Origin of the sequence: Amycolatopsis solani, assembly GCF_033441515.1 — a bacterium.
Classification (GTDB): Bacteria; Actinomycetota; Actinomycetes; order Mycobacteriales; family Pseudonocardiaceae; genus Amycolatopsis; species Amycolatopsis solani.
In genome coordinates, this window is the sequence record NZ_JAWQJT010000001.1 from 537,094 (window position 1) to 557,781 (window position 20,688).

The window sequence follows — 20,688 nt, forward strand, 5'->3', positions numbered from 1 at the left end:
TCAGCCCTCCGTCTTTTCTGCGGTCTCGGTGGCCGGGGCCGCCGGGGCCTCGGTCGTGGCGGCGGCGGCCGCACGACCGGCTTCGGTCGAGGTGGCGGTCGTGCCCGAGGCGCCGGAACGACGCGGGCGGGACGGCCGGTCGCTGCGGTCACGGTCGCGACCGCCACGCGGCGCACGCTCGGCGGCGTCGCGGGCCTCGCGGGCCTTCAGGCCACCGACGAGCTCACCCTTGTAGATCCACACCTTGACGCCGATGCGACCGAACGTCGTCTTGGCCTCGAAGAAGCCGTAGTCGATGTCGGCGCGCAGCGTGTGCAGCGGGACGCGGCCATCGCGGTAGTGCTCGGAGCGGGACATCTCGGCACCGCCGAGACGACCGCCGCACTGCACGCGGATGCCCTTGACCTGCGGCGAGCGCATGGAGGTCTGGATCGCCTTCCGCATCGCGCGGCGGAACGCCACGCGGTTGGAAAGCTGCTCCGCGACCGCCTGGGCGACCAGCTGGGCGTCGGCCTCGGGGTTCTTGACCTCGAGGATGTTCAGCTGGACCTGCTTCTTGGTCAGCTTCTCCAGCGCGCCACGGATCCGGTCGGCCTCCGCGCCGCGGCGGCCGATGACGATGCCCGGCCGGGCGGTGTGGATGTCGACGCGGACGCGGTCACGAGTGCGCTCGATCTCGACCTTGGAGATGCCGGCGCGCTCCATGCCCGTCGCCAGCAGCTTGCGGATCTTGACGTCCTCGGCCACGTACTCGGCGTACTGCTTGTCGGCGTACCAGCGCGACTTCCAGTCCGTGGTGATACCCAGGCGGAAACCGTGCGGGTTGATCTTCTGGCCCACTACCGGCCACCTGCCTTCTTCTTGCTCTGAGCCTTCTGCGCGACGGCGGGACGCGACTCCACCTCGACGGTGATGTGGCTGGTCCGCTTGCGGATCCGGTACGCGCGGCCCTGGGCCCGCGGGCGGATCCGCTTGAGGGTCGGGCCCTCGTCGGCGTACGCGTTCTTGACCCAGAGGGTGTCCGGGTCCAGCTGAAGGTTGTTCTCGGCGTTGGCCACGGCGCTGGCGAGCACCTTCGCGACCGGCTCGCTGGCCGCCTGCGGGGCGAACCGGAGCACGGCCAAGGCGTCGGCGGCGCTACGTCCCTTGATGAGCTCGATCACCCGGCGCACCTTGGTCGGCGAGTCCCGGACGAAGCGAGCCCGCGCGTACGCCGTAGGCAGTTCAGCCTCGGTCGTCACGTCGTTCTGGGCGTTCATCGCTACTTCCTGTCTTGTTTCGTGCCCGCTCAGCGGCGGCGCGACTTGCGGTCGTCCTTGATGTGACCCTTGAAGGTCCGCGTCGGGGCGAATTCGCCCAGCTTGTGACCGACCATGGCCTCGGTGACGAACACCGGGACGTGCTTGCGGCCGTCGTGCACGGCGATCGTGTGACCCAGGAAATCCGGGATGATCGTCGAACGACGCGACCAGGTCTTGATCACGGTCTTCTTGCCCGATTCGTTCAGCGCGTCCACCTTCTTGAGCAGGTGGTCGTCCACGAACGGGCCCTTCTTGAGGCTACGTGGCATGTTGTTCTACCTCCCTGCTCAGCGCTTGTTCTTGCCGGTGCGGCGGCGGCGGACGATGAGGGCGTCGCTCGGCTTGCGCCGGCGCGTGCGACCCTCGGGCTTACCGTTCGGGTTGACCGGGTGGCGACCACCGGAGGTCTTACCCTCACCACCACCGTGCGGGTGGTCGACCGGGTTCATGACGACACCGCGGACCGTGGGGCGCTTGCCGCGCCAGCGGTTGCGGCCGGCCTTGCCCCAGTTGATGTTCGCGTGCTCGGAGTTGCCGACCTCGCCGATGGTGGCGCGGTTGCGCACGTCCACGTTGCGGATCTCACCCGAGGGGAGACGCAGCTGGGCGTACGGACCGTCCTTGGCGACGAGCTGCACCTTCGCGCCCGCGGACCGCGCCATCTTCGCGCCGCCGCCGGGGCGGAGCTCGATCGCGTGGATCACGGTGCCGACCGGGATGTTGCGCAGCGGCAGGTTGTTGCCCGGCTTGATGTCGGCCCGGGGGCCGTTCTCGACCGTGTCACCCTGCTTGAGCTTCTCCGGCGCGATGATGTAGCGCTTCTCGCCGTCGGCGTAGTGCAGCAGCGCGATGCGAGCGGACCGGTTGGGGTCGTACTCGATGTGCGCGACCTTGGCGGGAACGCCGTCCTTGTCGTTCCGGCGGAAGTCGATCAGCCGGTACGCACGCTTGTGGCCGCCACCCTTGTGCCGGGTGGTGATCTTGCCGGACGAGTTGCGACCGCCCGTGCCGCTCAGCGGACGCAGCAGCGACTTCTCGGGAGTCGAGCGGGTGATCTCGGCGAAGTCCGAGACGCTCGAACCGCGACGACCCGGGGTCGTCGGCTTGTACTTGCGGATGCCCATTGTCAGCTCAGTCCTTTACGCGGTGGGTCCGCCGAAGATCTCGATCGCCTTGCTCTCAGGCGAAAGAGTCACGATGGCGCGCTTGGTGTCCTTGCGCTTGCCGAAGCCGGCGCGAGTCCGCTTACGCTTGCCCTTGCGGTTGGCCGTGTTGACACTGACCACCTTGACGCCGAACACCTTCTCGACCGCGATCTTGACCTGGGTCTTGTTGGCGTCCGGACGGACGATGAACGTGTACTTGTGGTCCTCGAGCAGCCCGTAGGACTTCTCGGAGATGACCGGCGCGAGCAGGATGTCGCGGGGGTCCGGAATGGCGACCGAACTCACTTCTCGTCACTCCCTTCCGTGACCTCGCCCGACCGCGCGGAAGCCTTGACGCTCTTGCCGCGGGCGGGGCCGGCGACGAACGCGTCGTACGCGGCCTTGGTGAACACGACGTCGTCGTTGACCAGCACGTCGTAGGTGTTGAGCTGGTCCGCCCAGAGGAGGTGCACCTCGGGCAGGTTCCGCAGGGAAACCCAGCTGTACTCGTCGTCCCGGTGCAGCACCACGAGCACGCGCTTCGCCTGCGTCACCGCGGCGAGCACGGCCTTGGCGGCCTTCGTGGACGGCTTCTCACCCGTCACCAGCTCGGTGACGATGTGCAGCTGGCCGGCGCGGGCCCGGTCGGAGAGGGCGCCACGCAGAGCGGCGGCCTTCATCTTCTTCGGGGTCCGCTGGGAGTAGTCACGCGGCGTGGGGCCGTGGACGACGCCACCGCCGACGAACTGCGGCGCGCGGGTCGAACCCTGGCGGGCACGGCCGGTGCCCTTCTGCCGGTACGGCTTCTTGCCGCCACCGGAGACCTCACCACGGGTCTTCGTGTCGTGCGTGCCCTGGCGCGCGGCGGCCTGCTGGGCCACCACCACCTGGTGCATCAGCGCGACATTGGCCTGCACGTCGAAGATCTCCTCGGGGAGGTCAACGGTGCCGTCGGCTTTACCGGCCGGGGTCTTCAGCTCGACGCTTGTCATTCGGAGTTACCACCCTTCGCGGCGCTGCGCACGAACAGCAGGCCGCCCTTGGGACCGGGCACGGCGCCCTTGATCAGCAGCAGGCCGTCCTCGGCACGCACGGCGTGCACGGTCAGGTTCTGCGTGGTGACCCGGTCGTTGCCCATCCGGCCCGCCATGCGCAGGCCCTTGAAGACGCGGCCGGGGGTGGCGCAGCCACCGATGGAACCCGGCTTGCGGTGCACGGCCTGGGCACCGTGGCTCGCGCCCTGGCCCTTGAAACCGTGGCGCTTCATGACACCGGCGTAGCCCTTGCCCTTGCTGGTACCGGTCACGTCGACCTCGACGCCGGCGGCGAACACCTCAGCGGTGATCTCCTGACCGATCTCGTAGGTCTCGGCGTCGGTGGTACGCAGCTCCGCGAGGAAGCGCCGCGGGGTCACGCCCGCCTTGTCGTAGTGGCCGGTGCGCGGCTTGTTCACCTTGCGCGGGTCGACCGCGCCGAACGCCAGCTGCACGGCCTTGTAGCCGTCCTTCTCCTGGGTCCGAACCTGGGTGACCACGTTCGGACCGGCCTTCACGACGGTGACCGGGACGACCCGGTTCTGCTCGTCGAAGACCTGGGTCATGCCGAGCTTGGTGCCCAGGATGCCCTTCATTTGCCTGTCAGACATGACTCTCTGTCTCTCCGCCGCTCGCCAGCCGCTACTGGATGTTGACGTCGACGCTCGCCGGCAGATCGATGCGCATGAGCGCGTCGACCGTCTTCGGCGTCGGGTCGAGGATGTCGATCAGACGCTTGTGCGTGCGCATCTCGAAGTGCTCGCGCGAGTCCTTGTACTTGTGCGGCGAGCGGATGACGCAGTAAACGTTCTTCTCGGTGGGCAGCGGCACCGGCCCGACAACCCGGGCGCCGGTGCGCGTGACCGTCTCCACGATCTTGCGCGCCGAGGTGTCGATCGCCTCGTGGTCGTAGGCCTTGAGCCGGATGCGGATCTTCTGTCCCGCCATGGTGGCTGCTCGTTCCTTGTCGTCTCGTGCCGCTATCTCACAAACCCGGCCGGGTGTTGCCACCCTGGGCCTGGGTTTCCGCAGTTCAACGGCCCTGTCCCCGGTCCACGCGGTCGGGCGTGTCGCGCCCGACGCACAGACGGATCCCGTGGGATCGTCGTCTTGCCTGGTCTTCCTCAACGTGAGGAGGCGATGAGCCGGCGTCGCTCTTGCGAGCGTGACCGCCTCACTGCCTTTGCCCGCTCGCCTGCAACCCGAAGGAAGAGCTCGGCGGACCGTGGCCACTCGCACCGAGGCGGCCGGACCCCCAACGGAGAAAACCCCGACAAGGATCGGCCGCCCCAGGACGAGCAACCTGAATAGTGTCGCACACGTGATTTGACGCCCTTGAGCCGGGGGTGTATTACCCCCGGCCGGGGCGTGAAATCACTTGTTGATCTTGGTGACCTGACCCGCACCGACGGTCCGGCCACCCTCGCGGATGGCGAAGCGCAGACCCTCGTCCATCGCGACCGGCTGGATCAGCGCGACCGTGATGTCGGTGTTGTCGCCCGGCATGACCATCTCGGTGCCCTCGGGGAGGGTCACGACGCCGGTCACGTCGGTGGTGCGGAAGTAGAACTGCGGGCGGTAGTTGTTGAAGAACGGGGTGTGACGGCCACCCTCGTCCTTCGACAGGATGTAGACCCGGCCCTCGAAGTCGGTGTGCGGGGTGGTGGTGCCCGGCTTCACGACGACCTGGCCGCGCTCGACGTCCTCGCGCTTGATGCCGCGGACGAGGAGGCCGACGTTGTCGCCCGCCTGGCCCGAGTCGAGCAGCTTGCGGAACATCTCGACACCGGTGACGGTGGTCTTGGTCGACTTCTCGCGGATACCCACGATCTCGACCTCTTCGTTGACGTTGATCTGGCCGCGCTCGACGCGACCGGTCACCACGGTGCCACGACCGGTGATGGTGAAGACGTCCTCGATCGGCATCAGGAACGGCTTGTCGAGCTCGCGCACCGGGTCCGGCACGTTGTTGTCGACGGCGCTCATCAGCTCGAGAACGGCCTCGGCCCACTTCTCGTCGCCCTCGAGGGCCTTGAGACCGGACACGCGCACGACCGGGGCGTCGTCGCCGGGGAACTCCTGCGAGGACAGCAGCTCGCGGACCTCGAGCTCGACGAGCTCCAGGATCTCCTCGTCGTCGACCATGTCGGCCTTGTTCAGCGCGACCACGATGTAGGGCACGCCGACCTGGCGGGCGAGCAGCACGTGCTCACGGGTCTGCGGCATCGGGCCGTCGGTGGCGGCCACGACCAGGATCGCGCCGTCCATCTGCGCGGCACCGGTGATCATGTTCTTGATGTAGTCAGCGTGACCGGGGGCGTCGACGTGCGCGTAGTGACGCTTCTCGGTCTGGTACTCGACGTGCGAGATGTTGATCGTGATGCCGCGCTGCTTCTCTTCCGGCGCGTTGTCGATCTGGTCGAACGCCCGCGACTCGTTCAGCTCCGGGTACTTGTCGTGCAGCACCTTGGTGATCGCCGCGGTCAGAGTCGTCTTGCCGTGGTCAACGTGGCCGATGGTGCCGATGTTGACGTGCGGCTTGGTCCGCTCGAATTTCGCCTTCGCCACTGGAATGTCCTCCTGGACTGATTTGCTTGGTGCTCAGCGGGCGGCGTGGCTGCCGCCCGCTGAATGTTCCTTCGTCGGTGCTGCGGACGTTCAGGAGTGTCCTTAATGCCCGCGAGCGCTGGGGGGAGTTACTCCCCCGTCGCCTTCGCGATGATTTCCTTCGCGACGTTCGCGGGAACCTCGGCGTAGGAGTCGAACAACATGGAGTAGTTCGCCCGGCCCTGGGTGCGGGACCGCAGGTCGCCGACGTAGCCGAACATCTCCGACAGCGGGACCAGCGCCTTCACGACGCGGATGCCCGACCGCTCCTCCATGGCCTGGATCTGACCACGGCGGGAGTTGAGGTCACCGATGACGTCACCCATGTAGTCCTCGGGCGTGGTCACCTCGACCGCCATCATCGGCTCCAGGATCACGGGGTGGGCCTTCTTCGCGGCTTCCTTCATCGCCATGGAACCGGCGATCTTGAACGCCATCTCCGAAGAGTCGACCTCGTGGTAAGCACCGTCCAACAGGGTGAACTTCAACCCGACGAGCGGGTAGCCGGCCAGGACGCCGTACTGCATCGCGTCCTGCGCGCCCGCGTCGACCGACGGGATGTACTCCCGCGGCACGCGGCCACCGGACACCTTGTTGTCGAACTCGTAGAGCGCGCCGTCGGTGCGCTCGAGCGGCTCCAGCTTCACGATGACCTTCGCGAACTGGCCGGAACCACCGGTCTGCTTCTTGTGGACGTAGTCGAGCTTGTCGACCGTCTTCTTGATCGTCTCGCGGTAGGCGACCTGCGGCTTGCCGATGTTCGCCTCGACCTTGTAGTCGGACTTCATCCGGTTCACCAGCACCTCGAGGTGCAGCTCACCCATACCCGCGATGATCGTCTGGCCGGTGTCCTCGTCCAGCTTGACCTGGAACGTCGGGTCCTCTTCGGCCAGCTTCTGGATCGCCAGGGACAGCTTCTCCTGGTCGGCCTTCGTCTTCGGTTCGATCGCGACCCGGATGACCGGCTCGGGGAACGTCATCGACTCCAGCACGATCGGGTTCTGCGGGTCCGCCAGGGTGTCACCCGTGGTGGTGTCCTTCAGCCCGATGACCGCGTAGATGTGGCCGACCTGGGCGTCGTCGACCGGGTTCTCCTTGTTGGAGTGCATCTGGAAGATCTTCCCGATGCGCTCCTTGCGCTCCTTGGTCGCGTTGATGACCTGAGCGCCGGCGGCGACCTTGCCCGAGTACACCCGGATGTAGGTCAACTTGCCGAAGAACGGGTGCGCGGCGATCTTGAACGCGAGCGCGGCGAACGGCTCGTCCACCGACGCCTTGCGGGAGGCCACGGTCTCGCCGTCGGGCAGCAGGCCCTCGACGGCCGGGACGTCCAGCGGGGTCGGCAGGTAGTCGATGACCGCGTCGAGCATGGGCTGCACGCCCTTGTTCTTGAACGCGGAACCGGCCAGCACCGGGAAGACCTGGCTGGTGATCGTGAGCTTGCGGATGCCGGACTTGATCTCGGCTTCCGTGAGCTCCTCACCCTCGAGGAACTTCTCCATCAGCGCGTCGTCCGCCTCGGCGACGGTCTCGACGAGCTTCTCGCGGTACTCGGCGGCCAGCTCGGCCAGCTCGGCCGGGATGTCCTCGACCGAGTAGTCCTCGCCCTTCTGGACCTCGCCGCGCCAGGTCAGCGCCTTCATGCGGACGAGGTCGACGACGCCTTCGAAGTTGTTCTCGGCGCCGATCGGCAGCTGGATGACCAGCGGGCGGACGCCGAGGCGCTCCACGATGGTCTTCACGGTGTAGTAGAAGTCCGCGCCCAGCTTGTCCATCTTGTTGACGAAGCAGATGCGCGGGACGTCGTACTTGTCCGCCTGCCGCCAGACCTGCTCGGACTGCGGCTCGACGCCTTCCTTGCCGTCGAACACCGCGACCGCGCCATCGAGCACCCGGAGGTTGCGCTCCACCTCGACGGTGAAGTCGACGTGCCCGGGGGTGTCGATGATGTTGATCTGGTGGTCGTCCCAGAAGGTGGTGGTCGCAGCCGAGGTGATGGTGATACCCCGCTTCTGCTCCTCCTCCATCCAGTCCATGGTGGCGGCGCCGTCGTGGACTTCACCGATCTTGTAGTTGACCCCGGTGTAGAACAGGATCCGCTCGGTGGTGGTGGTCTTGCCGGCGTCGATGTGGGCCATGATGCCGATGTTGCGGACCTTGTTCAGGTCGGTCAGCACTTCACGTGCCACGAGAGTGTTCCCCTGTTCTCAAGCTTGGGGCCCGGCATGGCTTGATCGACAGCCGGGCGGTCATCACCAGCGGTAGTGCGCGAAGGCCCGGTTGGACTCGGCCATCTTGTGCGTGTCTTCGCGACGCTTCACGGAGGCACCGAGGCCGTTGGAAGCGTCCAGGAGCTCGTTCTGCAGGCGCTCGATCATCGTCTTCTCGCGGCGAGCCTGCGAGAAGGAGACCAGCCAGCGCAGGGCCAGCGTCGTGGAGCGGCCCGGCTTGACCTCGATCGGCACCTGGTAGGTGGCGCCACCGACGCGGCGGCTCTTCACCTCGATGGTGGGCTTCACGTTGTCGAGGGCGCGCTTCAGCGTGACGACCGGGTCGGTGCCCGTCTTCTCGCGAGCGCCTTCGAGCGCGCCGTACACGATGCGCTCGGCCAGGGACCGCTTCCCGTCCTTCAGCACCTTGTTCACCAGCTGGGTGACCAGCGGGGAGGCGTAGACGGGGTCGGAGATCAGCGGCCGCTTCGGGGCCGGACCCTTGCGGGGCATTAGCTCTTCTCCTTCTTCGCGCCGTACCGGCTGCGCGCCTGCTTGCGGTTCTTGACACCCTGCGTGTCGAGCGAGCCGCGGATGATCTTGTAACGGACACCCGGAAGGTCCTTCACACGACCACCACGCACGAGCACCATCGAGTGCTCCTGCAGGTTGTGGCCCTCACCGGGGATGTAGGCGGTGACCTCGATGCCGCTGGTCAGCTTCACACGCGCGACCTTGCGCAGCGCCGAGTTCGGCTTCTTGGGGGTGGTCGTGTACACGCGGGTGCACACGCCGCGCCGCTGCGGGCTCCCCTTGAGGGCCGCGGTCTTCTGCTTGGCAGCCTTGTCCTGGCGGCCCTTGCGGACCAGCTGCTGGATCGTGGGCAATGGACCAGCTTCCTGTCGTGATCTGCTTCTTCGTGTCTTCACCGGCCCCCGCGGTCGGGCGTGTCGGCCCGCGTCACGGTCTGACGACCGGTAACTTCCCGGAGGGATTTCCGTCGGAACCCCGACCTGCCGAAGCCGGTGACCGGGTGCCTGAGCACCCCGCCCATGCCGCACGGCACGCGGAGCGGCCCGACGCATGCCGGGCACGGTCTCCAAAGATACCCGCCCGGATCCGGACGGAACGCGGCGGGGGGTCTGAAGGACGGCGAACGTCCAGCGTACCTCTCCGCACCGCCCGGCCGGGGGATGTTCCGAAGTCCGGTCACACCGGGGTGGCGACCGCGGTTTCCGCACGCGGGCCCTCGGCCGACAGTGTTGTCAACGCACGTGGGCCTCGGGATGTTCCGGGGGTGGCTGGTGGCTTGGGCGGGTCGGCCGCCGCCGCTCCCGGCGGCTCGCCTGCCGGCGGTCGCGGCCCGGGGTCAGGCCGCCGAGATCGCCGCGGCGGACGTCTTGAATGAGTCATTCAGGGCGCGGGAGGTCCTGAATGACTCATTCAAGACGTCCCGGCACGTGCTCGATGCAGCCGGTGGACGGTCGTCGGGCGTGGTGGACGAGTCGTTCACCACGCCGTGGGTGGCTCGGCCGGGCCGGGCCGGGGCGGGCCGGGCTGGGGCGGGGCGGGGCGGGCCGGGCTGGGGCGGGGCGGGGCGGGCCGGGCTGGGGCGGGGCGGGGCGGGCCGGGCTGGGGCGGGGCGGGGCGGGCCGGGCTGGGGCGGGGCGGGGCGGGGCGGGGCGGGGCGGGGCGCGAGTGTCACCCCAGCGGCGCCACTCGCCCGGGTCGGGCCCGGGGCGTGCCGTGCCGCGAGTGTCACCCAGCGGCGCCCACTCGCCCGGGCCGGGCCGGGCGGGCCGGGCTAGGCCGAGCCGGGGCGAGGCGGGACGGGGCGGGCCGCCAGTGTCACCCCAGCGGCGCCACTCGCCCGGGTCGGGCCCGGGCGCGCCCAGGCCGGCCAGGCTGGGCCGCGGGTCGCTGCCCCGGCGGCGCCACCCCCTCGGTGGCCGCCGCCCAGCCGCTCCCCGCGCCCCCGACCGAGGTCGCCAATGACTCATTCGGGACCTCCGACGTCCCGAATGAGTCATTCGCGACCTCCCCTGGCCGCCGCCCAGCCGCTCCCCGCGCCCGCGACCGACGTCGCCAATGACTCATTCGCGACCTCCCCTGGCCCGGAAAGCGGGTGCCGCGTCAGTCCTCTTCGGGCTTCGCGTGGTCCGGCTTGCCCGGGTTCGGGTCGCGCGAAAGGTCGATCAGCGGGTGCACCCCGGCCCCCTCGGGGGCCGCGTGGCTCCCGGTCGACTTCGGCTCCTCGTCGGGCCGGCCGGCCCCTTCGGTGCTGGTCATCACACACTCCTAGCGTTCATCCCTGCTTCCCCTTGCGGCCGGAAACCTACCCATTACCCGACCGGGTGATGCAGTGGGATCGGATCGGCCGTTCCGTGCGTCACACCGCCACCAAGGGGCCACGATGAGTGGACCACGCACGGGCGATCGGGAGGGACGAGCGGCATGGCGGCCGAGTTCGACCAGCTGGTGACCGAGTTCGAACGGTTCCAGTCGAGCATCCGGAACGTCGACGACCGGTTCGCCGGGCTCGGCGCGATGCAGCAGGAGCTGTCCGAACTGCGGGCGGGTGCCTCGTCACCGGACGGGGGCGTGACCGTGGTCACCGGGCCGGGTGGGGCGGTGCTCGACGTCAAGTTCACCGACGCCGCGCTCGCGAAGGGGCCGCAGGCGCTGTCCGCGGCCCTGATGGCGACCTTGCGGGAGGCGGTCGGCGAAGCGGCCCGGCGGCAGGCCGTGCTCGTCCAGGAGCACCTCGGCGACGACCTCGGTCTCGTCGACCAGGTCCTGGAGACGCAGGCGGAAGCGTTCGGAACCACCGTCGAGGAAATGCGGTCGAAGCTGGCGGAAGAGCCGCCGCGGGCGGCCGCGCCGGAGGACTTCTCCGAGGAGCGGGTGCTGCGCCCGGCCGAGGACGCCCCGCCGCCGACGGCACCGCCGTCGGGTGGCGGGTCCGCGGGTGACGCCTTCCTGCGGAACCTGTTCGACGAGGAGGACTGATGCCCGACGGGACCGGCGGCTACCAGGTCGAGGTCGACGCGCTGCGCAAGTACGTCGGCGTGCTCGGCAAGTACAAGGACCAGGGCGCGAAGTTCACCGAGAAGGTCGGGCAGGCCGACGTCGGCGACAAGTCGTGGGGCGTGGTCGGCCTGTTCACCAAGCACGGGTACGACGAAACGCTGCACGAGCTGCGCGACCTGCTGGCGTCGATGGCCGAGGGCCTGACGTCGGCGCAGGGCAAGTTCACCGACGCGGCGAACGTCTACCAGGGCACCGAAGACGACCACACGGCCTTCTTCGGGCAGGTCGAGGTCCTGCTCGACGGCCCGAAGAAGCCCTGAGGGGGCCACGACGATGGCGGAGTTCCAGGACGTCGCGAGCGGCGTCAGCGTGAAGAGCGACGATCCGAACACCGTGCTCGGGGTGAACGTCGACAACGCGGTCAAGGCCGTCCCGTTCGTCGGCAGCGCCGTGACCGTCGGCAAGGACGTCGGTTCCGTGTACCAGGCGGTCACCGCGCCCCACCCCGACGGCGTCGACATCGCGCTCGGGGTCGCCACGATCGCGAGCGACACGACGTCGTTCATCCAGTCGAGCGCCAGCACCATCACCGACATCGCCACCGACCCGCTCGGCTGGCTGGTCGGGCAGGGGCTGAACTTCCTGATCAGCGCCGTCCAGCCGATCCAGGACGCGATCCACTTCGTCAGCGGCGACGGGCCCGCGCTCGCCACCGCGGCCGGCAACTTCGGCGCCATCGCCACCGGGCTGGACGAGCTGGCGAAGAACTTCGCCGCGGTCGCCGACACGTCGCTGTCGGCATGGCACGGCGACGCCGGTGACGCCGCCCGGAAGTCGCTGGGCGAGTTCGCCCACGGCATCGCCGGCGTCTCCGCGAAATCCGGCGACATGGCGCAGATGCTGCAGCTGAGCAGCATGCTGATGAGCTTCATCGAGGACCTGATCAAGGCGATCCTCACCGAGCTGATCACCTGGCTGATCATGATCTGGATCCCGGCGCTCGCGGCCGCGGTGCCCACCTGCGGGGCGTCGGTCGCCACCGCGGGCACGGCGTCGGAGGTCAAGCTCGGCACGACCGCCGCGAAGACGACCAAGAAGGTCTCGAAGGTCCGCGAACTGCTGCAGAAGATCCTCGACTGGCTGCAGAAGATGAAGGCCAAGCTCGCGGCCTCGAAGCTGGGCAAGGTGTTCACCGAAGGCAAGACCGCGGACAAGCTCAGGGAGATCGCCGAGGGCAACGCGGGCAAGAGCGTGGTCGACAAGCTCAAGGGCGCCGAGGGCATGATCGGCAAGCGGGCCGGGAAGAACGCCCTGTCCGAGATCGCGAAGAAGACCGGCGAGGCCGCGGCCAAGGGCGTCATCGGGTACAACCCGGCCAAGCCCGGCGACAACCCGGCCAAGACGCTCAACGACCACCTCGGCAAGCTCAACAGCCACGTCAAGAACGCCAAGAAGGCGAGCGACTACGGCGAGACCGGCCGGAACCAATCCGACGACGAGACGCGCGAGGACTTGGACTTCTGATGGCAGGCGTGGTGGCGGTCGTCCTGATCGTGGCGGTGTTCGCGGTGGTGGCGGCGATCTGGTGGCGGTCGCACACGAAGTACGTCGAAGGCCGCAAGGAGCACTGGTTCAAGGCGTTCGCGGCCGAGCGCGGCGGCACGTTCCACAGCGGGGTCGCCGGCGAGCCGGCCCCGGCACCGTCGTTCGGGGTCATCCACCCGACCGGCCGCCCGCTCGCCGGCAGCGGGCACAAGTCGTGGGTCGAGTTCCGGCAGCGCGACCGGGCGGTCATCGCCGTCGACGGGCAGGAGCCGTACCGGCACTTCGACGACCACACGTACTTCCGCGACATCCACGTCACGCAGGTGCAGGTCCCGCCGTCCCCCGAACTGCGGATCACCGGCGGCGCCGTCTCGATGCCCGGCTCCCCGCTCGAGGGCGAGCTGACCCGGTGGCTCGCGGCGAACCCGCGGTTCGCGCAGCGGGACGTCGTCGTCGAGCACGGCTCGGCGCGGACCTGGGGGCAGGGCTGCGCGACGCGGCAGAACATCGCCGCCGAGGCCGATTACCTCGCCGACCTGGCCGACCGGCTGCCCGCCGCGCTGTGGAGCGTCAGCGGCGGCGCGTCGTGAGGTGGGTCAGGCCCGCCGACAACGCGAACACCAGGCCCAGTCCCACCACGTAGGGGCCGGCCAGCAGGGCGAAGCCCGCGCCGATGTTGGCGTCGGGCTGGTCGGACGTCGCCCGGAAGCCGATCGCGCCCACCGACAGCAGGACCGCGCCCACCGTGATCAGCAGGACGGCCACCACCGTGAGGCGCTTCGTGACAGTCGTCATGTCCCCATGGTGCCGGTGGCCGCACGAATTCGCTGGACAGCTTCCCCAGGATGAGGACGTGGACTGGAAGATCACCCGGGTCGACGTCACCCACCCGGACGCCGTCGCGATCATGCGCGAGTACATGGACGAAGTCGCTTCGCGCTATTTCGGGCGCCCCGTCACGGAAGCCGAGCTCACGCGGTACGTGGCCGAGGCGCCGGGCACGGACCTGGTGCCGCCGACCGGGGCGTTCTTCCTCGGCAGGCGGGACGGCGAAGTCGCGGGCTGCGCCGGGTTCCGCGTCGTCGCGGCCGGGATCACCGAGCTGACGAAGGTCTTCGTCAAGCCGGCCCACCGCGGCAGCGGCGGCGCGCCCGCGCTGGTGGCGGCGGCCGAGGAGGCGGCCCGCGGGTTCGGCTCCGCGCTCATGCGGCTCGACACCCGCCACGACCTCGTCGAAGCCCGCGCGCTCTACGCGAAGATCGGCTACGACGAGGTCGAGCCCTTCAACGACGGGCAGTTCGCCGAGCACTGGTTCGCGAAGGCGCTCAGCTGAGCCGCCCGGTGCACGCGGCGACTTCGCCGGGCGCCGACTTCTGCGACGTCACGACGCGCCCGCCGAGCGAGATGCGGAACTCGACCGCGCCGCTCCCCTGCCCGAGCAACTGCACCGAGCCGGCCGAAGCCCAGCTGAGCTCCTTCCGCCACGGCAGCGGGACCTCGAGTTCCTGGTGGACCAGGCCGAGGCCGTTCGAGTCGTAGACGACCGTCGCCGTGCCGGTGCCCGCCAGCTCGTAGGTCACCTGGTAGCCGGACGGCGCCGGCGGGGTCGAGGTTGAGGTCACCGTCGCCATGACCGTGCGCGGCGGGACGGACGACAGCGAAGGCTCCCCCACCACGGCGACCGCCGGGGCGGGCGGGGCCGAGCCGTCGTCGCCGAGGATGAAGATGCCCGCGGTCACCGCCGCGATCGCGATCACCGCGATGCCGAGCCTGCCGGCCAGCTGCCGGTTCATGGGGACTCCCTGGAGAAGGAGGCGGCCCCTCTCGCGAGGGGCCGCCCGCGGGTCAGAACGAGGGCAGGAGCTTGCCGGGGACGCCGTTGACCGACTGGATGAGGCCGAGCACCGGGACGCCGAGCGGGGCGAACGTCCAGATGTTGTTCAGGCCGCTGGTGTCCGGCTCGTCGACCACGACGACACCGGGAGCGTCGGCGGCGAGCGCCGGCCCGGCCGCGGTGAACAGGGCGGCACCGGCGAGGATCGCGACTGCGAGGGTCTTCTTCATGGGTTTCTGCCTTTCAGGAAACAGCGGTGATCAGGTCGAAGACGGGGGCGAGCAGGTCGACCGGCTGGCCGATCGGCCCCAGCACGCTGCCGAGGTCGACGCCGGGCACGAGCCAGACGGAACCGTCGGTCGGGTCGGCACTGGCGACGCCGGCGGCCAGGCCCGTGAACGCCGTCGCCGCGACGAGCGGCAGCAGCACGCGGGCAGCAAGACGCTTCATGCGTTTTCCTTTCCTCACAGGGGTTTTCAGCGGAGAACCGACGTGATCGGCACGATGGTTCCGTCGGGGACCCACTGGCCCGCGTAGTCGCGGTCCATCACCATTCCGGTGGCGTGGGGTTCGGTGGGGTACATCGGCATGGCGTTGACCTGGGCCGCGGCGAAGATCTGGACGTCCCCGGCGGCGCCACCGCCACCGAGCCAGTTCCGGAAGCCGCCCAGCGTCGGGCTTTCGCCGCCGAAGCGGTCGCCGACCGCGACGGCGTACCCGACCGCGGTCGCCTCCCGCGGGTCGAAGCGCAGCGGCAGCGACGCGCTCGCGACGGAGTTGACGATCGGCCCGTTCAGCAGCCACGGGGCCAGGTACAGCCCGTACTGGTGGGTGGGTTCGAGGCGTTGCAGCTCGGCGGCCCGCGTCATCGCGGTGTACCCGGCGGACCAGCCGGAGACGACGACGAGCGCGGTGTCGGGCCCGGCGTCCGGCCGCACGGCGAGCCCGGTGCGCGCCGCGGTTTCCCGCACCAGCTTCGCGGCCGCCACACCGCGCGGGGAGTCGTCCTCGACCAGCGTGATCGCGGACGGCTTGCGGGTGGCCAGGAACTCGACCAGTTTGACCAGCGCTCCGCTGTCCTCCGGCGTCAGCGCGTCGGCCGGGCAGGCGGTGAGGACGTCGGCGCGGCCGGCGACCAGGCCGCCGAGCGCCGCCGCCGCGCATTCCGGCGCGTCGGCGTCGAGGATCGACGGGCCGGGCGCACGGCCCGCGTCGACCTCGACGACCGTCGTCGTGTCGCCGCGGCGGATTTCCAGGTCGCTGCGGCCGGGCGGCAGCTCGACGTCGGCCCACGTGCCCTCGGCCCCGGGCCGCGCGACGGCCTTCGTGACCAGGCCACCACGCACGCCGGCGGAGAGGTCGTCGCCCGCGCCCGGCGGGAAGTGCACGAGGTTGTGGCCCGGCCGTTGCGGGCTGACCAGCACCGGGAAGCCTGCGTCGTCGGCCAGCAGCGGCACGCCGGGCACGGGCAGCGGCGGCGGTGCCGGGATCGCGCCCAGCGCACTCCACGCGACGAACGCGGCCGCGACAGCCACGGCGCCGAACCGGTAAGCGCGGCCCTTGAACACCCCGGCGAGCACCGTGACCACGACCGGCAGGACCGCGACGGCGACCACGGCGAGCCCGAAGAGCGTCGTGGCGAGCCGGCGGTCGAACCCGAGGCCGGACAACCCGAACCGGACCGCGCCGGCCAGCACCAGCAGGCCGCCGAGGGTGAGCGCGAGGGGCCCGGGCCGGACGGCCGCGGTCGTCACCGGCCCGAGCAGCGCGAAGCCGAACCACACGGCCGCGGCGGCGACGAACACCGTGTCGATCGCGAACTCGACGCCGGTGCCGCCGAGCGACGTCTCCAGCACGACGAGCACCAGCAGCGCGGCCGACGTCCAGCGGGTGACCCGCGGGAAGACCGGCACCGCCACCGCGAGCACGACGTGGATCGCCAGCGCGACCACGTTGATGTCGACGGCGAAGGCCGACACCACGGCGAGCAGCGCCGAAACCCCGCCGAGGACGTACAGCGTGCGCGGCGGCCGCTGCCCCGGCGGCCGCAGGAGACCGCCGCCGGCCAGGAACGCCGTCGAAAGCAAGAGGGCCAGCCGGAGCACCAGCGCAAGGAAGTCCACTGTGGACGAGCCCGTGGGCGCGGGGTGGTCGTGTTCCATCGAGACTCCTCGGTGCAAGTTTGTCGTGAGTGTTTGGTCGGGTTAGAACCCGACCAAACACTCACGACCGCGTTACTTGATGTCCGCGTCCGCGACCACGAACAGCTCGGAGTGCGGCTTGGCGTTGCCGAAGTCCCCGTGCGGCCACGACTTGCGGTTGAAGTTGATGCCGACCTGCCCGGTGAACTCGTCCCGGAAGTTCGAGTCGACCGCGACCTTCCCGTCCGGACCGAGGTTCAGCAGGTTGACCTTGTGGTCACCGTCCAAACCGGACCGGGCGACGAAGTAGTTCGACACCGCGAGGTGCTGCGGCGACGTGGTTTCGTGGTAGAAACCGTCGCTGCCGAGCGCCCAGTTGTCGTAGGCGCCCCAGTGCGGGCCCGCGCCCGGCGTGCCGGGGTTGATCGGGGCCGCGCCGACGACGGTCGGCAGGTCGCCGCCCCCGCCCTGCTGCGCCTTCGCCTTGGTGTCGACCCGGCCCTGGATGTCCTCGATCCGGTCGCCGGCGTTGACCAGCTTCTGGATGTCGAGGACGTAGACGCCGCCGGTGGTGCCGGGGTCGTCGGCCGAGAGGGTGCCCTTCTGCCGCCCGACGATCGCGCGGTAGAGGTACTTGTCGTCCGGGCTCGTCTGGATCCAGCCACCGTTGGAGCTGGCGCCGTTCGAGTCGTTGTTGGCGTAGATGGACTTGTTCGCGGTGCCGTCGTCGAACACCTCGATCCAGTGCGGCTCGGCCGCGGTGATGTCCGGCGTGTAGAACACCGCGCCGCCCTGCATGGTCTGGGCGAACGCGCCCTTGTGGCCGGCCACGTTGGTCACCGTGGTCTCCATGACCGCGCGGCTCTCGGCGTGCAGCGGGTCGGCCGGATCGGCGCGGGGGCCGTCCTGCAGGTACGACACCGACTTCAGCTTCGGGTGGTTGCGGTCGGAGATGTCCCAGGTCCGCACGGTCGGCCGCCGCAGGTACGGCGACGGCTGCTTCACCGGGTCGAGGATGATGTTGCGCGGCTCGGCGTAGTCGGACGTGACCAGCGTGTTCAGGTCCTCGCGGGCCTGGATGCCGTGCGGGTTGGCGCAGGTCGGCTTGCCCAGCTGCGGCAGGTTGTCGCAGAGCTTCTGGTTGTCGCCCTGCGGGGTCGCCGCCGGCGACTCGGAAAGCACCTCGGCGTTCTGTCCGAAGTGGACGACCTCGCCGGGGCTGCCCGCGAAGCCGTTGCCGATCTGCGTGGAGCCGTCGGCGTAGGCGTGCGGCCCCGGCACGACCGGGCCGCCCATGTAGGTGCCGTACGCGGTGCCGTCCTTGAGCACCCAGTAGGCGTCGGGGACGCTCCCGCCGAGCGTGTTCGTCGGCAGGCTGACGCCCTTGAGCTTCAGCTGCGGCAGCGCGCTGACGTCGAAGGCGTACGTCGCGGCGGCGAACAGCGCGCCGGCGTAGATCGTGTCGCCCTTGTGCCACACGTACTGCATGTGGTGCGGCTCGTTCTCGACGAGCGGCCCGACGGTGGCGGTGTTGACGACCTTGCCGTAGGTCGGCGAACCCTGCGTCGCGTCGATCACGGCGAGGAAGTCCGGCCCCGGCAAGGCGTTCTTGATCTTGTTGAGCCCACCGCCGAGCGTGCCCGGCAGGTTCTTGACGTCCTTGACGAGCGTGTCGGCGATGTTTTCGTCACCGGCCCAGACGAGCAGCCACTTCTTCGGCGTGCCGTCCGCGGACCGCGACTCGGCGGTCAAGTCCTTGGACACCAGGTGGTTCTGCACCCAGTACTGCTTCCCGTCGGACGCGGTCTTCGCGTCGGTGACGGTCTGGACGTCGGCGTAGGCGCCGGTCGACGAACCGGTGTACGTGACCGCACCGGCCGCGAGAGCGAGTGCCGCGGCGCCGGTCACCACCTTCCGCCACCGGCCCGGGCGCAACGGGGTTGATCGCATGGTTCTCCCAGTTCTTGTTCACGGACGGAAACCGTTGGGACACAACGGAAAGCTGACGTCAGCCGACCTGGACGGGATATTCGCGCCAAGCGGACGAAGCGTCCAGCCGTGATCAAAGAATGGGACTCGCCCCAATCGGGTGAATCTCCCACGAGGTGGACCGAGTTGACGGACACCTCTAGGCCGAATGGGTGGGCAAGACGTCTAGACCAACCGGTCGTGTCACGGTTGGTCACAATGGCGCAGCCCCGGCACCTGAACGCCGGGGCTGCTCGTTACGAACTCGTTATGAAGTGCGGGGAACTTTGGTCAGAGTTTGCTGCCGCAGTCCGAGCAGAACAGCGCGCCCGGCTTGTTGCCCTCGCTCCCGCAGCCGCCGCAGCGGACCTTGAGGGCCAGGGACGTGCCGCAGGACGAGCAGAACTTGCCGCCGTTCGCCTTCAGGCCGCAGCCGGGGCAGGTGACCTTCGCGCGGGTGTCGAGGTCGAGGTCGGTGGTCCAGTCCTTCTCGCGGGCCTTGTCCCAGATCTGGTCGCGCTGGGCCGACGCCTGGGCGCGCGAAATCTCCTCCGCGACGCTCGGCGAGCAGCGCAGGCACTGGCCGATCTCCTCGTTCCAGCACTGGTCGTGGCACATCCAGTCCCCGCAGCCTCGGCACTGGCGGAAGCTCGGGGTGATCTCCTGGACGGCGGCGGCGAGCGCCTTGTCCTTGGCGGGCGAGTTGGTCGCGCGGTCGTAGCGCCACTGGTCGGCCGAGTTGCTCAGGTCGCGCAGGGTGCCGCCGAAGAACGAGCCCACGGCGCGAAGCACGCTTCGCCCGGTCTCGACGTTGTCGCGCTGGAACGCGGAGCGGAAGCCGTTCCCGCAGCGCTCGCAGCGGAACTCGAACTGGTACCCCTGCGTGTTCGAGAGGTCGGAGAAGTTGTCCGTGAAGGGCACAGAGTCAGCCACGGCCCATCTTCGCCAGCCGCCCGCGGCGCCGGGGACGAGAGATTTGCCGACAACGACCCGGCTACCAGCCGTTACGGATCCCGAAGTGCTGCCCGAAAGGCGGCTGAATGTCCGGCACCGGAGGTGCTAAACGAGAGGCATGCCGATCTTCCGGGCGCTCGCCGCCGTCACCCTCGCCGCCGCCACGGCCCTCGCCGTCCCCAGCGCGGCGCAGGCCACGTCCACCGGCTTCGTCGCGCTCGCCGACGTCGCCCCCTCGATCCTGCAGGACATGCGCTACGCGACGCAGCACAACTTCGTCGGCCGGCGCGTCGACGGCTACCTCGCACCCAGCTGCCTGCTGACCCGCCAGGCCGCCGACGGGCTGCGGAAGGCCCAGCACGAACTGCGCAAGCAGGGCTACACCCTCAAGGTCTACGACTGCTACCGCCCGCAGCGCGCGGTCGACCACTTCGTGCGGTGGGCGAAGGACCTCGCCGACGAGAAGATGAAGGCCGAGTTCTACCCGAACGTCGCCAAGGACCGGCTCTTCGCCGACGGGTACATCGCCGAGAAGTCCGGGCACAGCCGCGGCAGCACCATGGACCTCACCATCGTGAAGCTCCCGCCGCGGTTCCAGCGGCCGTACTTCCCCGGTGAGCCGCTCGAGCCGTGCTTCGCGCCGCGGCGGTTCCCGGACAACACGGTCGACATGGGCACCGGCTACGACTGCTTCGACCCCTTGGCCCACACCGACAACCCGGCGATCACGGGGGTCGCCCGGGAGCACCGTCAGCTGCTGAAGACCACGATGGCGGCGGCGGGGTTCCGGAACCTGCCCGAGGAGTGGTGGCACTTCACGCTGAACGACGAGCCGTTCCCGGACACCTACTTCGACTTCCCGGTGACCCGCCACGCCTCGCGCTGAGCCCGGGCCGGAAACGGGAAAGGCCCCCGCCGG

At 69.6% G+C, this 20,688-nt stretch carries 26 protein-coding genes; 6 read left to right on the forward strand and 20 right to left on the reverse strand.

What is annotated here, in order from left to right; translation table 11 throughout:
- The 13 genes from rpsC to SD460_RS02765 form a co-directional block, all read right to left on the reverse strand.
- Nucleotides 1-840, reverse strand: coding sequence for a 30S ribosomal protein S3 (rpsC, locus tag SD460_RS02705; protein ID WP_013222607.1), 840 nt, complete (start codon nt 838-840; stop codon nt 1-3).
- Nucleotides 840-1,259 carry a 50S ribosomal protein L22 gene (gene rplV, locus SD460_RS02710; RefSeq protein ID WP_290060366.1) on the reverse strand — a complete coding sequence of 140 codons (420 nt, stop codon included), beginning with the start codon at nt 1,257-1,259 and terminating at the stop codon, nt 840-842. The genes rpsC and rplV overlap by 1 nt, the downstream gene beginning before the upstream one ends.
- A 29-nt stretch (nt 1,260-1,288) precedes the next feature.
- Nucleotides 1,289-1,570 carry a 30S ribosomal protein S19 gene (gene rpsS / locus SD460_RS02715; protein ID WP_003102083.1) on the reverse strand — a complete coding sequence of 94 codons (282 nt, stop codon included), beginning with the start codon at nt 1,568-1,570 and terminating at the stop codon, nt 1,289-1,291.
- Between the two features lie 18 nt (nt 1,571-1,588).
- Nucleotides 1,589-2,425 carry a 50S ribosomal protein L2 gene (gene rplB, locus SD460_RS02720; RefSeq protein WP_284745388.1) on the reverse strand — a complete coding sequence of 279 codons (837 nt, stop codon included), beginning with the start codon at nt 2,423-2,425 and terminating at the stop codon, nt 1,589-1,591.
- A gap of 15 nt (nt 2,426-2,440) precedes the next feature.
- Nucleotides 2,441-2,752: a 50S ribosomal protein L23 gene (rplW, locus tag SD460_RS02725; RefSeq protein ID WP_284745387.1), complete on the reverse strand. Its 312-nt coding sequence runs from the start codon at nt 2,750-2,752 to the stop codon at nt 2,441-2,443.
- On the reverse strand, nt 2,749-3,438 hold the full coding sequence (gene rplD / locus SD460_RS02730; RefSeq protein ID WP_290060364.1) for a 50S ribosomal protein L4: 690 nt from the start codon (nt 3,436-3,438) through the stop codon (nt 2,749-2,751). The genes rplW and rplD overlap by 4 nt, the downstream gene beginning before the upstream one ends.
- Complete coding sequence (gene rplC, locus SD460_RS02735; RefSeq protein ID WP_290060363.1) at nt 3,435-4,091, reverse strand: 50S ribosomal protein L3; 657 nt, start codon at nt 4,089-4,091, stop codon at nt 3,435-3,437. The genes rplD and rplC overlap by 4 nt, the downstream gene beginning before the upstream one ends.
- 31 nt (nt 4,092-4,122) lie before the next feature.
- Nucleotides 4,123-4,428, reverse strand: a complete 306-nt coding sequence (gene rpsJ, locus SD460_RS02740; protein WP_003102098.1) for a 30S ribosomal protein S10 — start codon at nt 4,426-4,428, stop codon at nt 4,123-4,125.
- A gap of 426 nt (nt 4,429-4,854) precedes the next feature.
- The gene (tuf, locus tag SD460_RS02745; RefSeq protein ID WP_290060362.1) at nt 4,855-6,048 is read right to left on the reverse strand and encodes an elongation factor Tu; all 1,194 of its coding nucleotides are present in this window, start codon (nt 6,046-6,048) and stop codon (nt 4,855-4,857) included.
- A gap of 128 nt (nt 6,049-6,176) precedes the next feature.
- Nucleotides 6,177-8,276, reverse strand: a complete 2,100-nt coding sequence (gene fusA, locus SD460_RS02750; RefSeq protein ID WP_290060360.1) for an elongation factor G — start codon at nt 8,274-8,276, stop codon at nt 6,177-6,179.
- A gap of 63 nt (nt 8,277-8,339) precedes the next feature.
- Nucleotides 8,340-8,810, reverse strand: a complete 471-nt coding sequence (rpsG, locus tag SD460_RS02755; RefSeq protein ID WP_003102106.1) for a 30S ribosomal protein S7 — start codon at nt 8,808-8,810, stop codon at nt 8,340-8,342.
- Entirely contained in the window at nt 8,810-9,184 is a 375-nt protein-coding gene (rpsL, locus tag SD460_RS02760; RefSeq protein ID WP_003102113.1) for a 30S ribosomal protein S12, read from the reverse strand. Before rpsL ends, rpsG begins: the two co-directional genes overlap by 1 nt.
- Before the next feature lie 1,246 nt (nt 9,185-10,430).
- The gene (locus SD460_RS02765) at nt 10,431-10,586 is read right to left on the reverse strand and encodes a hypothetical protein (protein ID WP_125309983.1); all 156 of its coding nucleotides are present in this window, start codon (nt 10,584-10,586) and stop codon (nt 10,431-10,433) included.
- A 165-nt stretch (nt 10,587-10,751) separates the two neighbouring features.
- On the opposite strand from SD460_RS02765, the gene SD460_RS02770 reads away from it, so the two are divergent.
- From SD460_RS02770 to SD460_RS02785, 4 genes are read left to right on the forward strand one after another with little or no spacing between them, the layout of a single operon-like run.
- Complete coding sequence (locus SD460_RS02770) at nt 10,752-11,306, forward strand: YbaB/EbfC family nucleoid-associated protein (protein ID WP_318305887.1); 555 nt, start codon at nt 10,752-10,754, stop codon at nt 11,304-11,306.
- Nucleotides 11,306-11,647 (forward strand): hypothetical protein, encoded by a 342-nt coding sequence (locus tag SD460_RS02775; RefSeq protein WP_290062575.1) that lies wholly within the window; start codon nt 11,306-11,308, stop codon nt 11,645-11,647. The genes SD460_RS02770 and SD460_RS02775 overlap by 1 nt, the downstream gene beginning before the upstream one ends.
- Before the next feature lie 13 nt (nt 11,648-11,660).
- A complete protein-coding gene (locus SD460_RS02780; RefSeq protein WP_290062576.1) occupies nt 11,661-12,851 on the forward strand; it encodes a WXG100 family type VII secretion target in 1,191 nt (396 codons plus the stop codon).
- A complete protein-coding gene (locus tag SD460_RS02785; RefSeq protein WP_290062577.1) occupies nt 12,851-13,462 on the forward strand; it encodes a hypothetical protein in 612 nt (203 codons plus the stop codon). Before SD460_RS02780 ends, SD460_RS02785 begins: the two co-directional genes overlap by 1 nt.
- Here the strand turns inward: SD460_RS02785 and SD460_RS02790 are convergent.
- The gene (locus SD460_RS02790; protein WP_290062578.1) at nt 13,443-13,667 is read right to left on the reverse strand and encodes a hypothetical protein; all 225 of its coding nucleotides are present in this window, start codon (nt 13,665-13,667) and stop codon (nt 13,443-13,445) included. The genes SD460_RS02785 and SD460_RS02790 overlap by 20 nt on opposite strands.
- Before the next feature lie 58 nt (nt 13,668-13,725).
- Here SD460_RS02790 and SD460_RS02795 point away from each other — a divergent pair, with 58 nt between their 5' ends.
- Nucleotides 13,726-14,205 carry a GNAT family N-acetyltransferase gene (locus tag SD460_RS02795; protein WP_318305888.1) on the forward strand — a complete coding sequence of 160 codons (480 nt, stop codon included), beginning with the start codon at nt 13,726-13,728 and terminating at the stop codon, nt 14,203-14,205.
- Here the strand turns inward: SD460_RS02795 and SD460_RS02800 are convergent.
- From SD460_RS02800 to SD460_RS02825, 6 genes are all read right to left on the reverse strand, one after another.
- Nucleotides 14,198-14,665: a hypothetical protein gene (locus tag SD460_RS02800; RefSeq protein ID WP_290062579.1), complete on the reverse strand. Its 468-nt coding sequence runs from the start codon at nt 14,663-14,665 to the stop codon at nt 14,198-14,200. The genes SD460_RS02795 and SD460_RS02800 overlap by 8 nt on opposite strands.
- Before the next feature lie 52 nt (nt 14,666-14,717).
- Nucleotides 14,718-14,936, reverse strand: a complete 219-nt coding sequence (locus SD460_RS02805) for a hypothetical protein (RefSeq protein ID WP_290062580.1) — start codon at nt 14,934-14,936, stop codon at nt 14,718-14,720.
- Between the two features lie 13 nt (nt 14,937-14,949).
- Nucleotides 14,950-15,156: a hypothetical protein gene (locus SD460_RS02810; protein ID WP_290062581.1), complete on the reverse strand. Its 207-nt coding sequence runs from the start codon at nt 15,154-15,156 to the stop codon at nt 14,950-14,952.
- A 26-nt stretch (nt 15,157-15,182) separates the two neighbouring features.
- Nucleotides 15,183-16,868 (reverse strand): hypothetical protein, encoded by a 1,686-nt coding sequence (locus SD460_RS02815; protein ID WP_318305889.1) that lies wholly within the window; start codon nt 16,866-16,868, stop codon nt 15,183-15,185.
- Nucleotides 16,869-16,940: 72 nt separating this feature from the next.
- Nucleotides 16,941-18,797 carry a hypothetical protein gene (locus SD460_RS02820; RefSeq protein ID WP_318305890.1) on the reverse strand — a complete coding sequence of 619 codons (1,857 nt, stop codon included), beginning with the start codon at nt 18,795-18,797 and terminating at the stop codon, nt 16,941-16,943.
- A 309-nt stretch (nt 18,798-19,106) separates the two neighbouring features.
- A complete protein-coding gene (locus tag SD460_RS02825) occupies nt 19,107-19,748 on the reverse strand; it encodes a zinc ribbon domain-containing protein (RefSeq protein ID WP_290060799.1) in 642 nt (213 codons plus the stop codon).
- A 139-nt stretch (nt 19,749-19,887) separates the two neighbouring features.
- On the opposite strand from SD460_RS02825, the gene SD460_RS02830 reads away from it, so the two are divergent.
- Nucleotides 19,888-20,655, forward strand: a complete 768-nt coding sequence (locus SD460_RS02830) for a M15 family metallopeptidase (RefSeq protein ID WP_290060800.1) — start codon at nt 19,888-19,890, stop codon at nt 20,653-20,655.
- The last annotated feature ends 33 nt before the right edge of the window (nt 20,656-20,688 follow it).